Annotated in this window: 16 protein-coding genes; 12 read left to right on the top strand and 4 right to left on the bottom strand. The window is 35.2% G+C overall.

The window, feature by feature from the left end:
- Positions 1–25: 25 nt before the first annotated feature.
- The gene (locus tag ACFJGY_RS13720; RefSeq protein WP_379964855.1) at positions 26–319 is read right to left on the bottom strand and encodes a type II toxin-antitoxin system RelE/ParE family toxin; all 294 of its coding nucleotides are present in this window, start codon (positions 317–319) and stop codon (positions 26–28) included.
- Entirely contained in the window at positions 309–551 is a 243-nt protein-coding gene (locus ACFJGY_RS13715; RefSeq protein WP_379964853.1) for a hypothetical protein, read from the bottom strand. Before ACFJGY_RS13715 ends, ACFJGY_RS13720 begins: the two co-directional genes overlap by 11 nt.
- Before the next feature lie 132 nt (positions 552–683).
- Between ACFJGY_RS13715 and ACFJGY_RS13710 the strand changes: the two genes are divergently transcribed.
- The 8 genes from ACFJGY_RS13710 to ACFJGY_RS13675 all read left to right on the top strand — a co-directional run bounded on the left by ACFJGY_RS13710 (position 684) and on the right by ACFJGY_RS13675 (position 7,456).
- Positions 684–989 carry a hypothetical protein gene (locus ACFJGY_RS13710; protein WP_379964851.1) on the top strand — a complete coding sequence of 102 codons (306 nt, stop codon included), beginning with the start codon at positions 684–686 and terminating at the stop codon, positions 987–989.
- Between the two features lie 51 nt (positions 990–1,040).
- Entirely contained in the window at positions 1,041–1,559 is a 519-nt protein-coding gene (locus ACFJGY_RS13705; protein WP_379964849.1) for a Crp/Fnr family transcriptional regulator, read from the top strand.
- Positions 1,560–1,613: 54 nt separating this feature from the next.
- Entirely contained in the window at positions 1,614–2,174 is a 561-nt protein-coding gene (locus ACFJGY_RS13700) for a DinB family protein (RefSeq protein WP_379964847.1), read from the top strand.
- An 81-nt stretch (positions 2,175–2,255) separates the two neighbouring features.
- Entirely contained in the window at positions 2,256–3,407 is a 1,152-nt protein-coding gene (locus ACFJGY_RS13695; RefSeq protein ID WP_379964845.1) for an ATP-binding cassette domain-containing protein, read from the top strand.
- Between the two features lie 15 nt (positions 3,408–3,422).
- Complete coding sequence (locus ACFJGY_RS13690; RefSeq protein ID WP_379964843.1) at positions 3,423–5,306, top strand: hypothetical protein; 1,884 nt, start codon at positions 3,423–3,425, stop codon at positions 5,304–5,306.
- Positions 5,307–5,378: 72 nt separating this feature from the next.
- Positions 5,379–6,422, top strand: a complete 1,044-nt coding sequence (locus tag ACFJGY_RS13685) for a bifunctional transcriptional activator/DNA repair enzyme AdaA (RefSeq protein WP_379964841.1) — start codon at positions 5,379–5,381, stop codon at positions 6,420–6,422.
- A gap of 44 nt (positions 6,423–6,466) precedes the next feature.
- The gene (locus ACFJGY_RS13680; RefSeq protein WP_379964839.1) at positions 6,467–6,829 is read left to right on the top strand and encodes a nuclear transport factor 2 family protein; all 363 of its coding nucleotides are present in this window, start codon (positions 6,467–6,469) and stop codon (positions 6,827–6,829) included.
- Positions 6,830–6,928: 99 nt separating this feature from the next.
- The gene (locus ACFJGY_RS13675) at positions 6,929–7,456 is read left to right on the top strand and encodes a GNAT family N-acetyltransferase (RefSeq protein ID WP_379964837.1); all 528 of its coding nucleotides are present in this window, start codon (positions 6,929–6,931) and stop codon (positions 7,454–7,456) included.
- 192 nt (positions 7,457–7,648) lie between these two features.
- Here ACFJGY_RS13675 and ACFJGY_RS13670 read toward each other — a convergent pair whose 3' ends face one another.
- Positions 7,649–8,032, bottom strand: coding sequence for a DUF3037 domain-containing protein (locus ACFJGY_RS13670; RefSeq protein ID WP_379964835.1), 384 nt, complete (start codon positions 8,030–8,032; stop codon positions 7,649–7,651).
- A complete protein-coding gene (locus ACFJGY_RS13665; RefSeq protein ID WP_379964833.1) occupies positions 8,010–8,798 on the bottom strand; it encodes a HipA family kinase in 789 nt (262 codons plus the stop codon). The genes ACFJGY_RS13670 and ACFJGY_RS13665 overlap by 23 nt, the downstream gene beginning before the upstream one ends.
- A 305-nt stretch (positions 8,799–9,103) precedes the next feature.
- On the opposite strand from ACFJGY_RS13665, the gene ACFJGY_RS13660 reads away from it, so the two are divergent.
- The 4 genes from ACFJGY_RS13660 (at position 9,104) to ACFJGY_RS13645 (ending at position 16,023) form a co-directional block, all read left to right on the top strand.
- A complete protein-coding gene (locus tag ACFJGY_RS13660) occupies positions 9,104–10,744 on the top strand; it encodes a choice-of-anchor J domain-containing protein (RefSeq protein WP_379964831.1) in 1,641 nt (546 codons plus the stop codon).
- Positions 10,745–11,006: 262 nt separating this feature from the next.
- Positions 11,007–12,623, top strand: coding sequence for a sensor histidine kinase (locus ACFJGY_RS13655; protein ID WP_379964829.1), 1,617 nt, complete (start codon positions 11,007–11,009; stop codon positions 12,621–12,623).
- Positions 12,616–13,266, top strand: coding sequence for a response regulator transcription factor (locus ACFJGY_RS13650; RefSeq protein ID WP_379964827.1), 651 nt, complete (start codon positions 12,616–12,618; stop codon positions 13,264–13,266). Before ACFJGY_RS13655 ends, ACFJGY_RS13650 begins: the two co-directional genes overlap by 8 nt.
- Before the next feature lie 126 nt (positions 13,267–13,392).
- Positions 13,393–16,023: a T9SS type A sorting domain-containing protein gene (locus tag ACFJGY_RS13645; RefSeq protein WP_379964825.1), complete on the top strand. Its 2,631-nt coding sequence runs from the start codon at positions 13,393–13,395 to the stop codon at positions 16,021–16,023.
- Positions 16,024–16,127 lie beyond the last annotated feature (104 nt).

Genomic DNA, 16,127 nt, shown 5'->3' with positions numbered 1-16,127 from the left:
AAGCGAAAGAAATCTTTCGCTTTTTTTATGGATATTTTTCAGGGTTTTGAGAGGTGTGGAAAACTCTGGCTACCACAATAATATTTTCTTTTTCATCAACTGAGAAGAATATTAAGAAAGGATATTTTTTCAAAGGAACGGCTCGGAAATCTTCAAACCAGATTTTGAAATATGGATTTTCAGAAATTATTTTCCCTATTTTACTAAAATCTTTAATGAAATTATCGGCAACTTTTTTGTTCGCATTTTCCCGATAATATAAGTAAGAATATTCTAAATCAGTTTTAGCTTCATCAGAAATTATGACTTTAAATGCCATATTTTTCACTCATTTCATTGATGAAAATGTCAACGTCAGTATGTTCCGAATAACTTCGATTCCTGATATTTAGCAAACTTTCTTTTTGCTCCTCGGAAAGTTCAAATTGAGAGATATTTTTATTTGAAATACCGTTCAGATAAGACAAAACTACTTCCAAAACTTCTTTTGGTGCAGTTTTTAATTTGTCTGTGATTTCCTGATGTAAAAGTTGATTAGAAATATCCATCATTGTTATTTTTATCAAAGTTAAGAAAATCTATACTTCTGAAAACGGAACTAATTAAAATTTTAAAATTTGTATTTTTGATTTTAAATAAAAATTATGAAATCAAAGATTCACAAATTCCAAAATAAACTAAAAATGATTAAAACAACAAACATTTTACTTCTAACCATTTTCTCATTATCATTTTTATCCTGCAAATCCGTTCACGACAGATTACAAACAGGAACCATTGTGAGAGATTGCACGGGAACTTATGTTCGAGTTGCAGAAAACGAAGATTACCTGGTTTGTAATTCTGAGATTTTAGAAGCGAAAAAAGACGGTGAAAAAGTTTCTGTAGTGTACGATGATACAAAAAATTGCCCGGAAAGAGATGGTAAAATCATGTGTATGATGTTCCACGAAAACAAAGGCATGATCAGAGTGAAAAGTGTGAAATAATCTTTAATAAAAGAAATAACCTTCTAGTCAAATTAAATTTCCAGAATATTTATGATATTGGAATTACTCCAAAAAGAACTCTATTGGGAAACGAAAAAACTGAGACGAAATCAATTTCTGAAATTCTCAGGAAGTACAGATACAAACGTTTATTTTATCGAAGAAGGCAGCGTACGGATTTTTATTGATGATGACAGCGAAGAACGCATCATCCGCTTCGGATACAAAGGAAATATTATTGTTTCTATAGATTCTTTTTTGTCTGATCAACCTTCAGAATTTTATATTCAGGCTATCAAATCTTCTATTGTAAAAGCAGCTTCCAAACAAGATTTTTATAAATTTATCAATTCCAGCATCGAGAATCTGAAACTCTGGAATTCAATTTTAGAAGATTTGGTTTTACAACAGATTGAACGAGAGAAGGATCTTCTGTACAACTCTCCGAAAATCCGGTACGAAAGGGTTTTGAAGCGAAGTCCGCAGTTATTCCAGGAAATTCCGAATAAATATATTGCCAATTATCTCCGTATGAGCCCCGAAACACTTTCGAGACTCAAAAAATCTTGAGTTCAGTCAACCTTTTTTACAGTCAGATTTCAGATTTTTGTAAAAAATTTAGCGATGAAAATCCAGACAAATCAATTACTTCAAGAACTGCGAACGATCACGGGAAATAATCTTCGGTTTGGAGAATCATTACTCAATCAAAATCATAAAAATCTTAATTTCAGAAAATCCGAAGAAAGCTGGAGCGTTTTGGAATGTCTGGAACATCTCAATATCTATGGTAAATTTTATCTTCCGGAAATAGAAAACCGAATTGAAAAGAGTAAATTCCGGGAAAGTAAATCAGATTTTAAAAGTGGAATTTTAGGAAATTATTTTGCGAATATGATGCTCCCGAAAGCAAAGCTGAACAAAATGAAAACACTAAAAACAACGAATCCAATTCATCAGCAACTGAACAAGTCTGTAATCGAAGAATTCATCAGACAGCAAAATGATACACTTGAACTTTTAGAAAAATCAAAAGTGGTTAATTTAGAAAAAACGAAAACCAGTATCAGTATTTCGAAACTCATCAGGTTGAAATTAGGCGATACTTTCAGGTTTGTAATTTATCATAATTTGAGACACATCAGACAGGCAGAAAATATTTTGGAAATAAGTAAAATTGAGTAGATATAAAATTATTTTATACAAATCATAAATAATAAACCGTGATGTTATTTTGTTATCTTTAAGGGATAAAACTAAATAACTATGACAAAACATCAGCAAAGAGTGGAAGAAGTCTTTCGCTTTTTTGATAATAGGGATATCTTCCTTGGTTTCCGTAAGCTTCTGGATTGTGCGATGGATACTCAAAATATGGAGCTCTACAAAACAGCAGTCGAACTAACAGACTGGAAAGAAAATAATCCGGAAAACTCGGAAGGATTAATAGAAAAATCAAAACTTTTTCTGGCAGAAATCGAGAAAATCAATGTAAAAGAGTATCCGACAGACGTTTCGGTCTTACAGGCAGATAACATACATAAATCGTACGGCAGCAATCGTTTTTCACTTGGTCCGGTTTCTCTGGAAATCAAAAAAGGTCAGGTTTATGGTTTGGTTGGCGAGAATGGAAATGGGAAAACAACATTGCTGAGAATTTTGGCAAAAGAAATATCTCATAATAAGGGACAACTGAAATATCAGTTTGATGAAAACCCAAAAGACGAATACGATCTTCGTACAAAACTAGTTTACATCCCGCAAAGAACAGAAAGATGGTACGGAAGTCTGAAAGATAACCTCAAATTTGTCCTTTCCAGCTATGGCATCAATTCCGAAGAAAATGAAACCAGAACGCTGATGATGATCGCACGTCTTGGACTTTGGAATTACAAACATCTGAAATGGAATGAGTTGTCTTCCGGCTACAAAATGCGGTTCGAACTTGCAAGAACACTTCTCAGACAACCCGAGATTCTTTTGCTGGACGAGCCTCTGGCAAATCTGGATGTTCTGGCGCAGCAGGTAATTTTGGAAGATCTGAAAGCGATTTCAAATTCTGTCAATAATCCGATTGCGCTGATTCTCAGTTCTCAGCAATTGTATGAAGTTGAAAAAATTTCGGATAAAGTGATTTTTCTGAAAAACGGAAAATATCAGGACAACGATCAAAAATCTGAAACCGAACTCCCCGATCTTATTGTTGAGATCGATACGGAAAGTCCAAGGGAAGAATTACTACATGTTTTCCAACCATTCAATATTAAAAAACTGAATTTCAATGGTGGGATTTTCGTAGCTTATTTCAGTCCGGAAACCAAGTTTTCTGATGTCTTATCTGCCTTGGGAAATGCTAAAATCACGGTGACTTACATTCGTAATATTTCAACTTCTACCCGCCGTTTCTTTGTTGGGTAAACAAACTTCTGAACCATGAAAAAAATCAATCATATCAATCAATATTTATTGGAAAGATATCCCAACATCTGGAATACAAGAATCGTCTGGATGCTTCTTTTGGGATTGGCAATTCATATCATTTTCTTTTTTATAGGCTTTGTTTCACACGCAAACCCAGGAACTTTGCAGCACACAAGGGCCGTTGATGATTATTTATTATCGGGACTGGTATATGTTCACGTTATTATTTCTCTTCTGATGATCGTCGGATGGCTGGTTTTTATGCTGAAAAATAATGCTTTTAAAAGTTTTTATCCGAGTTCCGGCAGAAAATTGTTCTTTGAATTCCTGCAGTATTTCATCATCATTTTTGTTTCCACGACATTTTATTTCTCTTATATGTCGGGTTTCAAGCTTTTCATTAATTATAAATATGATGATGAAAAGATGGAGAAGAATATCGGTCTTATCAATCTTGCGAGTCCTTTTTTATCGCAGGAGCTGGAATTATATACCTTGGAAAACCGACACTATCCAAAGCCTTTTTCAGATTATTATTGTGAAACTGATATTAATAAAATTGATAAAAATGAAAAATATTTTGTCTATCACGACAGTGTTTATCAATATTTCAATATTTATAAAAAAGTAGTAAAAGAACACAATAAGGAAGGGGAATTCATCTATCCGGAAGAAGAAAGAAAGCACAAAACGGCTTTGGCCTATTTTGAAAATAGTATTGACGGCAAGTCCAGAACATATTATTTTAAGAAAAATGTTGAAGATCTTTCGGCTTATATACAATCGACAGCACCGAGTTATTATAATTATTCGGAAGTTTTTTATAATATTAAGAGTAATCCTTATTTGGATTCTTACAGATCCGGAGATATTGTAACAACTTTGGATGAAGCTGATTATAAAAAACAGCAGATATCTATCAATCAAAAAACGGCTGAGATTCTGGATGGCAAAAAAACTAAAGAATTAGAAAAGTTATTACAGAATTTTCTGGATATTTCTAATGAATTCGGAATCAGAAATAATCTGAATGTGAAAGGCTGGACTGCAATTGTCAACCATCCGGATAAATTTGAAGTTAAGAATTTTATCAAAAAATACCGTCCGGAACACGGCAAAAAGTATGATCCTAATAAAGCTGCTGACGGATATTACAATGATCAAACAGAAATTGTAGAAACAGCAGCTTCTGAAGATAATTATCTCAATGAAAATGGTGAGGTAAGAAAAGATACGGTGAATGTTAAAGATTTCAATCCAAATGTGGATAAGGAGGTTTCTCCAGCAGATTACTTCGAAAAAAACATGACGGATTATTACTTTTATTCATATGATCTGAAGCTTGTTCTGGAAAATATCGATATGGTAAAAAGCAATGATTTTTTTACAGAAACGGTTCATATTTTCATTTGGATTGCGTTTGCTCTGGCGGCTTTTGTGTTCAGTTTCAGAGTGACAAATCTGCGTTCGCTTTTGTTCAGTATCGTTTCGTCGGGCATGTTGATTTTGGTTGTGACTTTATTTTGTGTGGCTGTGGGTTTTATTTTTAATATTAGTAATTTCTTCATATTATATACTATTTTGACTGTCGGAATTTTTATTTTACTGGTTCCATTTATCACAATCAATCGTTTTTCAAAGTTATTCTCGTCGATTTTTATGATAATTACGATCATTACTTTTCCGCTTTTTGTACTACTGATTTTAGGAATTATTAATGAATATCAGACTTTCGATTGCAGAATGAAAAGTCAGATGTCCGGAGACTATGAAAGCTGTAAAGGGGTTTTTGAGGACTTCGGTGTATCTTTAAGTTATCTTATTCTGATCTGTTCACTCGTGTTTTTATATTTTTACACTGCATTTATCAGAAAATGGAAATCGCTACCGGAATAAAAATTGCCTGTTCATTTTTCGGTTGTTATCAATTTTTCAAACGATTACATTTGTATCATTAATTATCATTTTATGAAACCAAGTTTCGAACAGATGTATCAGGCTTCTTTCCAAAAAGATCCGGAATTTGAAGGTGTGTTTTGGATGGGCGTGAAAACTACGGGAATCTTCTGTCGCCCGACTTGTACTGCCAGAAAACCAAAACCAGAAAATGTGGAGTTTTTTGAGAATACAAAAGACGCTATTCTGAAAGGTTATCGTCCCTGCAAAGTTTGTAAACCATTGGAAAATCCTGATGAAACACCTTTGGAAATTCAAAATCTGATGACTGAATTATCAGAGAATCCGGAACTTAAATTCAAGGATACTGATTTGATAGAACGTGGATTACAACCAATAACAGTAAAACGTTGGTTTTTGAAACACCACGGAATGACATTTCACGCGTTTCAAAGAATGTTCAAAATTAATTCAGCTTTTAAGAAACTTCAGCAAGGTGAAAATATTCTGGATGTCGCTTTGGATAATGGTTACGAAAGTCTGAGTGGTTTCAATGACAGTTTTAAATCGATCATCGGAACATCACCAAAGAATTCAAAACTGGAAAAGATTGTTGACCTCAAAAGAATAGAAACACCGCTTGGAACTATGATCGCCTGCGCCAACGAAAACGGAATTTGTCTTTTAGAATATTCTGACAGAAAATCACTTTCCAGAGAGTTGGACGAAATTTCGAGATATTTCAGTGCAAATATTATTCAGGGAGAGAATCCACATTTCAAAACTTTAGAACATGAACTTACAGAATATTTTGAAGGCAAAAGACTGGATTTTACCGTTCCGCTTTCGCCTGTTGGGACCGAGTTTCAGAAAAATGTCTGGGAAGTCCTGCGAACGATTCCTTACGGCACAACCAGAAGTTACCAGCAGCAAGCCGATATTCTTGGTAATCCGAAAGCGGTGAGAGCGGTGGCTAATGCTAACGGACTTAACAAAATTTCAATCATAATCCCTTGTCACAGAGTCATTGGAACCAATGGGACTCTCACTGGTTACGGCGGCGGAATCTGGAGGAAACAAAAACTTTTGGAACTGGAAAAAGCAATACTTTTTTAATGGCTTCGAGAGACTCAGCCTGACAATTATAAACAGAAAAAACTATGAATCCACATGATTTAAAAAACATAGCCAATCTCTGGTTCAAAGCATTTAATGAACAAAATCTGGATGATCTGCTAAGTCTTTATAATGAGTCTGCCCAACATTACAGTCCAAAACTTAAAATCAGAGAACCGGAAACCAATGGTCTAATCCAAGGCAAAGACGCATTGAGAAATTGGTGGAAAGACTGCTTTGAAAGATTGCCAACTTTACGATATCAAGTAAACAAATTGACAGCTGACGATAAACAAGTCTTTATGGAGTATACCAGAAAAGTGGATGGAGAAGAGGAAATGGAAATCGGAGAAGTTTTGGAAATTAAAGATGGTAAGATCGTTTTCTCAAGAGTTTATCACGGATAATTTTATTGGTTTTTGAGAGCCTCGCCTGACAAAATAAAACCGCACCTTTATTATAAAAATTAAGTCTATCATCTATCAATCTATTATCTATCAGTCTCTATGAATATCCAGCCAACTCTTGAAAACGAAAACGTAAAACTGGTTCCTTTGCAGGAAAACGATTTTGAGCAATTATTTGCCGTTGCCTCGGATCCTTTGGTTTGGGAACAGCATCCAAATAAAGACCGCTATAAAAGAGAAGTTTTCGAAAATTTCTTCCAGGGTGCAATGGAAAGTCGCGGTGCTTTCAAGATAATTGAAAAGAATACAGGAGAAGTCGCCGGAAGCACAAGATTTTATGATTACAATGTGGATGATAATTCCATTTTCATTGGTTATACTTTCTACGGAACGAAGTTTTGGGGTTCAAAACTGAATCCTCAAGTTAAAAAACTGATGCTTGATTATATTTTTCAATTCGTTGACAAAGTTAATTTTCACGTTGGAAAAGACAATATCCGTTCACAAAAGGCAATGCAAAAACTTGGTGCGGAAAAAGTAGATGAAGTCAATGTAGCATACTTCGGAGAACCAGAAAAACTGAATGTCGTTTTTGAAATTCTAAAAAACGAATATAATTTGCAATAAAAAATTAACATTACATTTTTATCGCAAAGATATTTTAAGAACTAAGTTTTCAAAAAGTTGCCAAAGGATTAACAAGCTAAATTAGTTTAACTTTCCGAATATCAATTCATTGATTCTTTGGCAACTTCAAACTTTATTAAAAAACTTTGCGATTAATTTCTATAAAACTGAATAAACAGAAATCCTCACTTATCACAAAACCAATTCCTCAAACAACCTGTCAAAAGTCTTTTCTAAGTCTTGACTGGCACCAGGATGCGGACGCGAAGTCTGAATAATAGAACTTTTCACAGCCGTCAGCCATCGGAATCTTTCAGGAACTTCGAGCTGAGCAATAGAACCTGCCGACTTTTCACCGTTGGCAATATTTACAAAAGATTCCAGATGTTTTTTCACATCCTCATATTCAATTTTGGAATGAATCACCCGGAATTTTTCCTCACAAAGATGAATTTTCACCTTGATAAATTTTTCTCTTTTCGAGAACAAAATCAATCCAACGTTGAAGAATTCTTCACGTTCAGGCTTTGGAACCAAGCGGATTACCGCGTACTCATATAACTTTTGCTCTTGCATTTTTGGCTTCATTTAAAAAGTTATCAGAATTATTGCGTCTCAAAGTCAGAAATTGAAAATAGACTTCTTTTATTTCTTGTGGAGTAAGATCAGTATCGTTCCATTGCAGCCAATCTTCGGGAATCAGTTCAACAATTTCTCTCAGAACTTCGTCCGTCAAAATCGTTTTGAATTTCTCATTTGCAGCGTCCAGTTCAGAAGCTTGTGGCAGCAGCACGTGATCCTTAATCATCACAAACGGACTCACAGCATTCTTCTCCCAATTATCCCAGGAATGGTGGAAATAAAGTGATGCGCCATTATCAATCAGCCACAATTCCTTGTGCCACATAAGCATATTGGTATTTCGGAAAGTACGGTCGATGTTCGTCAGAAAAGCATCCAGCCAAACGATTTCGGATGATAATTTCGGATCGATTTTCACTGCGCCGGGATCATAAGTGATGGCGCCGGAAAGGTAATGCAAAGCGAGATTCAGTCCACAGCTGGCTTTCAAAAGGTCTTGTATCTCCTCATCTGCTTCACTACGCCCAAAGTCCACGGAGAGATTGGCAAAAACCAATTCCGGAATTCTGAATCCCAAGACCTGTGATATTTTCCCACCGATTAATTCAGAAATCAAAGCTTTGACACCGTGACCAGCGCCTCGGAATTTCAGCACATATTTGAAGTCGTCATCCGCTTCTGCTAATGCCGGCAGAGAACCACCTTCTCGTAATGGAAGGATATAGCGGGTGACGGTAACTGTTCTTAAGGATAAGTCCAACTTGTAATTTTTTGTAAAAGTAAGGATTTGCAACAGAATTACTAGAGAGATTTGAAATTGTATTTCGGAACAAAAAAGGATGGTTTCAGAACATCCTTTTATCAAAATAAAATAGTAGTTCTAGATTTACTATTAGAAAATCATAATTCTTTCAGCTGGCTATTCGGAATAATGAAAGGAAATACAATGGTGCTTATTGTCTGATTTTAAGTTCTTTGTCCACCCCTTATATTCCCGATGCTTTAATTATAATAATAGATTTACATATTAAACAATATTCCCGATCAACCTTTAAAATAATACATATGAGAAAATTTTACCAAAAAATGAGTATTCTCTTGATTGTTCTCTGTATGAAATTTCTTTCTGCACAGAGCTTTACTGAGAATTTTGACAACATTACGACACTTGCCGTGAGCGGTTGGGCAATGCAGAATAACAGTTCGCCAGTAGGAGTTCTTGGTTGGTTTCAAGGTACTGCAACAACAGCAACGCCAACTCCAGGACCGTTTAATTCTTATAATGGAGCAGCTAATTCTTATGTAGCAGCTAATTTCAATAGTACTGGAAGTACAGGAACGATTTCTAACTGGCTAATTACGCCTAACAGAACATCAAAAAATGGTGATGTTTTTACTTTTTATACAAGAAAGCCAACAATTGGTGTTGGACAGACGGATTATCCTGACCGATTAGAAGTAAGGATGAGTACAAATGGAGCAAGTACCAATGTAGGATCTGGTGCAACAGCTTTAGGAGACTTTAATACACTTTTACTTAGCATCAATCCTACTTTGGTTATTAATGTCTATCCACAGGTTTGGACGCGATATACTATTACTATTTCAGGTTTACCTGCTCCTACATCTGGTCGTTTATCCTTCAGGTATTTTGTTACGGGTGCTGGTACCCTTGGTAATTATTCTGATTATATTGGAATCGATAATGTTGTTTACACACCATATACTTGTCCTACATTCACAATGACAGGTAGTGGTGCCTTAGCAGGTGGAGCTGCGGGGTCATCATATAGTAATACAATTTCACAGACTGGAGCTTTAGGCACGCCAAGTTTTGCTGTTACAGCTGGTGCTCTTCCGCCTGGGCTGATCCTATCTTCTTCTTCAGGAACAATATCAGGAACCCCGACTGCTACTGGAACTTTTAATTTTTCGGTAACGGCAAGTGATGCCAGTGGATATTCTGGCTCTCAGGCTTATTCTATTACGATAGTATGTCCTGCTAATCCAATTGTGATTACAAATTTTCCAATACTATGTAGCAGTGGAGGATTATATACTCTGGCAGAAGCATCTCCAGCTGGAGGAACTTATAGCGGAACAGGAGTGAGCGGTGGTCAGTTTGATCCGGCAGCAGGTACACAAACGATTACCTATGATTATACAGATCCTTATGGTTGTTTCCATTTTATGACCAAAACAATAATAGTCAATACAACGCCATCAGCACCTACGGGTAATCTTGTACAAAATTTCAGTGCTGGTGATACTTTGAGTGTCCTAATTGCCAATGGAGAAAATATCAAATGGTATGCAACGTCGGCTAATGCTGCTAATCATACCGATAATCTAGCATTGAGTACTATAATTGTGAATAATACAACTTATTATGCTACCCAAACGGTTGGCGGTTGTGAGTCAATTTTATCATTAGCGGTTAAGGCTTATAATGAGACATTGAATATTTCGGATCTATCGAAGACATCTCAAATTGGTATTTACCCAAATCCAGTGAAAGATGTATTGAATTTCAGTGGTCAGGATAAAATCAATAAAGTTGTTATAACTTCAATTGATGGTAAGAAGGTTTCTGAGATGCTAAATGGAGAAAGAAAATTGAATGTTCACAACTTGGCAAAAGGAATCTATTTGATTAATATCTTTACCGAAAATGGTGTGCAAACCATTAAGTTTATTAAAAATTGATTCTGAAATTATAATATTAAAAAGAGCCGTTGCAATTTGTAATGGCTCTTTTATTTTAGAACAGAAAATGATAATTTCAGAACATTTTTATTTTATAATTATCATAACCTTTTAGCTTTGATTTTATAATAAAATGGATGATTTTTCAAGGGAATTAATACATCGTATTTTGTTTTATCTTTGTTAAGTAGTGAAAAATTATTTGAGTCTTTTTCTGTTTTTTCTGCAGGTGTTTTGTTTCGGGCAAGATACTTTTTCGTCATTGGAAAAGAGTCTTAATGATAAAATAAAACACTCAGAGTACAAGTCTGCTTTGGAAATCATTAATAAAAACAAAGACCGCTATAATGTTGCTGAGAAAACGAGTCTGGGTGTTCTGAAAGTGAAAACCCTTATTGAACTAGGACTCTATGACGAAGCTTTCAAATTGTCTCAAAACCTTATCAATTCTAAACTAACGCCGGAACAGCAACTGAAAATCTACATAGAAAGAGAATTGATTTTTGAAATTAATAATGATGAAAAATCCAGCAAAAGAGAAATTGATAAAGCTGAAAATTTATTGACAAAACATCCGGAACTCAAACCTAAGAATTATACTAATTTTCTGATTCGAAAATCGTCTTTTTATAGAGTGAATGGTCATAGGAAAGTTGCATTTGAAATTGCCAACGAAGCTAAAATGTACGCTATTCTGGTCAATGATCAAACCTATCTTCCCGATGTGGAATTGATTCTCGGACTGGGAAATAGAAATAATCCGGAGAAACAATTGCAGCATTTTCAGCGTGCGCTTTTTCTTTACAAAAAGCTTCATCACAACGAGGCGATCAACTCGATGTATAATAATATTGCAGTATTTTATACTTCGCAAAAGGATTACAAAACTGCAAATATCTACGCAGATTCTGCCATCTCCAATGCTTCCAAATCTAATGTTCTGAACTATAAAGGCGACTTATTCCAGCAAAAAAGCGAGATCATGGAACGGTTGAAAAAACCGGATTCTGCTTTGTATTATTATAAGATCGCTACAGATTTTTATAGTAAATTCAATAATGAGCAGCGGGAAATGAAGGTCAAAGAATTTGGGATCCAATATGATTTTGAAAAGGAACAATCGGAGAAAAAACAGCTTCAGAAGAATATTAATCATACCAGAAAACTAAATATCACCCTCTTCATTTCTATCATAATCTTAGCAATTCTACTTTGGCTGATCCTTAAAAATAAGAAAAGGATTGAAGCTCAAAAACAAGAAATTACCGAGAACAACAAAGCCTTGAAGATCAATTTGGAAGAAAAACAATTCCTGGTTCAGGAACTCAACCATCGGGTCAAAAATAATCTCGCAGTGATATTGAGCCTAATTGATCTTCAAAAAGGGCAAGCAGGCGATACAGACCACAAACACCGTTTGGAAGACCTTCACCAGCGCATCAAGACCATTATGATGGCGCACGAGCTATATTCTTATAATGTGAATCATAACGATAATGCACTGATAGAAGTTCAGGATTATATCAACAAAATATTTGAAGCCCAGCATCAAAGTTCAAGCAGAGATTTCATTTATAATATTGATGTTAAAAACATTTCTTTGAAAGTTGATAAAGCTTTGCCTTTGGGATTAATTATCAATGAACTTATTACAAATTCCATCAAGCATGCGGACTCAGACATTCTGATTTTGCATTTGACTTTATATCAAATTAATGAAAACATTGAGATCAATTATTCTGATAACGGAGGTGTTTTCAATCTTGACCCGGAGAAGGAATCACTTGGAATTTTCATTATCGAAGGAATGATCAAGCAATTGAGAGGAACTTACACACGGGAAAATTCGAACTACAAAATTACTTTCCACAATGATTGAGAACAAACACAGAATACTGATTGTGGAAGATGAGGTTTTGATTGCCTATTCCATCAAGAAAATGCTGGAAACCAATTTCGTGTCTGAGATCGCCAACGATTATGAAGAAGCGAAACTATTGCTTTCTCATAAAGTTTTTGATCTTGTTCTGATTGATATTACACTCTCCGAAGGCAAAACAGGTTTGGAACTGGCGCATTTCATCAATGAAAATATTTCGATTCCATTTATCTTCACAACGGCTTTGACAGATCCTGATACGCTGGAAAAAGTGACAAATCTGAAACCTTGTGCCTATCTCTCAAAACCTGTTGAAAGTGTGAATCTGATCACGGCAATCAACCTTGCATTGGCCAATCATGATAACATTTTCAAGATAGAGATCGGGAAGCAGACTTATTATTTCCAGTCTAAGGATTTTCTTTATGCGGAAGCTGACCACATCTATGTTGAATTGTTTTTGAAATCGGGCAAACATCAGCTTCTAAGAACTACGATGTCCCATCTGGAAGAGGTTTTTCCTGCAAAATATTTTAGAAGAATCAATAGAAGTGTTGCCATCAATCCTTTCCATATTTCCAAAATCGTGAATGATAAACTTTACATTGATGACAAGGTTTTCAAGATTTCCAAGAATTTCTGATCTACTTTCAGAACAAAAAATTAGCGTTTCAGAACAAATTTTATTCTAAGCTTTCCTGTCTTCATAATTTTATTGAGTGAATGATGAATCGTTTGTCAGTCATTATCAATCTATTAAAATGAAATTATGAAAGTACTTTTATCTTTATTCGGTTTTTTGTTTATTTCGGGATTAGTCAATGCACAGCAATATCAGACCATTACTATTCAAAGTGGGTTCAATGCGGATGTTATTGCAAACGGGATTGGTCCTGCGAGTAGCTCTACAAATAATAATGTGGATGGCGATGGCGCAAATGTCGGTTTTGCATTGGTGTCAAGAGATTATAAACTGGCGTCAACGAGCACCTTGTACAATTTTGGGTTGCCAGCCAATGGACTTATCAATTCTGTTGTTGGCTCAACGAATGGTTTGACCTATCAATTGCAATCATATAATACTAATAATGCTTTGCGTCTTGGTAGCAGTACCTCTGGCACATTTGTTTTTACTACACCAGTTCCTGCTGTTACACTTTTTATGTTGGCAACAAGTGGCAATGGAGATAGCTACGTGACTGTTGTAGTCAATTTTTCAGATAACACAACACAGATATTTAATAATGTTGCTATTCGTGATTGGTATAACTGGAGTGATTATGCCATTGGTGGAATTGGAAGAATTAATATTGCGAATAATAATCTGGAATCGGATATTTATAATAATCCAAGAATTTATCAGATTCCATTGCCTATAAGTTCGGGCAATCAATCAAAATCTATAAAAAGCATTACGATTACAAAAAGTGGTGGGACTGGTATTCCTAATGTTTTTGCATTTTCAGCCGATGTTTACAGCGCTTGCAAGCCAGCAACTAACATCACGGTTTCAACAACCACTACAACTGCCGCATTAAGTTGGACTGCTCCCTCAGATGCTCCGTCTGCAGGATATCAATATTATTACACAAGATCATCCGTTGCACCAACAGATGAAACGGCGCCTTCAGGAATTGTTGCTGCGGGGCAAACTTCGGTGTCGCTTAGTGATCTGGTTATGGGAGAGACTTATTACTTTTGGTTGAGATCCAATTGTGGTACAGGCAAAGGTTTGTGGATTAAGAAAGAATTCGCGACCACATTTACTTCTGCTCAGATTGTTCCGGATTCCAATGGTCGGGTTTATGTCAATCTCAATGCGAATGCTGGCAGTGGAACAGGGATTTCTTGGACGAATGCCGTAAAGCGTCTTGTTCCGGTGATTTCTGCAGCTAACACCAATAGTGATATCAAAGAAATTTGGGTGGCAAAAGGAACCTACTATCCATCCTTGACTTCCAATAGAGATGACTTCTTGTATGTTACACGTAATAATCTGAAAATTTACGGTGGATTTACAGGAACAGAAACTTCTCTGAATCAAAGAAATATTAAAGCTAATGAAACGATCCTAAGTGGAAATATTGGTAATCCAAATTCTGCAACGGATAACAGTTATCATATTATGATCATTGATGCTTATAATGGTCCTATAGATAACTCTACACATATTGATGGTTTCACTTTTCAGGATGGCAATGCCAGTGATGGAAGCCTTCTGAATAGCTATTTTCCGAGATATTCAGGAAGTGCTATTTTGATTTATCCCTCTGGTAATGACAATGCACCGTTGATCTCTGATAATGTCTTCAGAAATAATAGTCAGTTTCAGATTGGGGCATTATCCATTGATGGAAATACTGTGGGAACAAATGTTGCAAGAGTCGAAAATTGTGAATTTTATAATAATTACTCAAAATTTGCAGGAGGTGCCATTGGTGTTTATAACCATTTGGGGACACAGAATGTTGAGATCAAAGATTGTCTCTTCGAAGGTAATCTGGTTGACAATGAATCACAAGGAGGCTCTGCCGGCGGGGCTGGAGCTGCAATATATATTATTAATGGAAGTAATGTCACCATAAACAGAAGCAAATTTGTTAATAATAGAATAGGAAATTATACGCAATATGTAGGAACTTACAAAGGAACAGCGATTGCAGCAACGCTAGATTCAGAGGTGACTTTGGTCAACAGTTTGATCTATTCGGATGAGACCTATGTTCCATTGTTCAATAATGGTTCTACTTTCAATATTATCAATTCCACGGTTTATAATCCCGATGGAGGTACAATTTTAACAACGGTCGCTCCTATTCTCAATTCAATCCAGAACTCTATCTTTTGGATGGGTGGCAATTCGGTGAATGTGGTAGATGGTTCCGGAACAACTGTGACAGCTAATAATTCTATTATATTTCCAAAATACAATGTGACGCTTAATGGTTCAAATAATTATACAAGTGACCCATTGTTTAACAATTTTGTTGCGAGAGATTTTTCATTAAAATCTACAAGTAATGGAATTAATCAAGGAAACAATTCTTTTTATGATAGTTCAAAATATGGTAATAATGACCTCGGAAATAATAGTAGAATACAGGAAACAACTATTGATATTGGTGCTTTTGAGAAACAGTCAACTTTGTCATCTTCGGATATTGGTCAGAACAGGAATATAAAACTTTATCCAAATCCTGTCAAAGATGTATTGAATCTGGATTCTGAATCTAAAATTATAAAAGTGATTATTTCTGATTATTCCGGAAGGAAAATATTAGAGAAACCTATGGGTGGAGAATCTAAAATTGATGTAAAATCTTTGAATAGAGGTATATATATCATTCAAATCAGTACGGAAAAAGAAACAAAAACATTATTAAAGTTCATCAAAGACTAATTCTCTTTTTCAGATCAAGTAAAGCCTGCTATTTTGCAGGTTTTTTTATTTTTAAAAAATGAATCCCTATTTTTGGAAAAAATAAATAATGTCCAGCTTCATAG

It is taken from the genome of Epilithonimonas sp. UC225_85, assembly GCF_042695135.1.
Lineage (GTDB): Bacteria > Bacteroidota > Bacteroidia > Flavobacteriales > Weeksellaceae > Epilithonimonas.
This window is presented reverse-complemented; position numbering and strand designations above follow the sequence as displayed.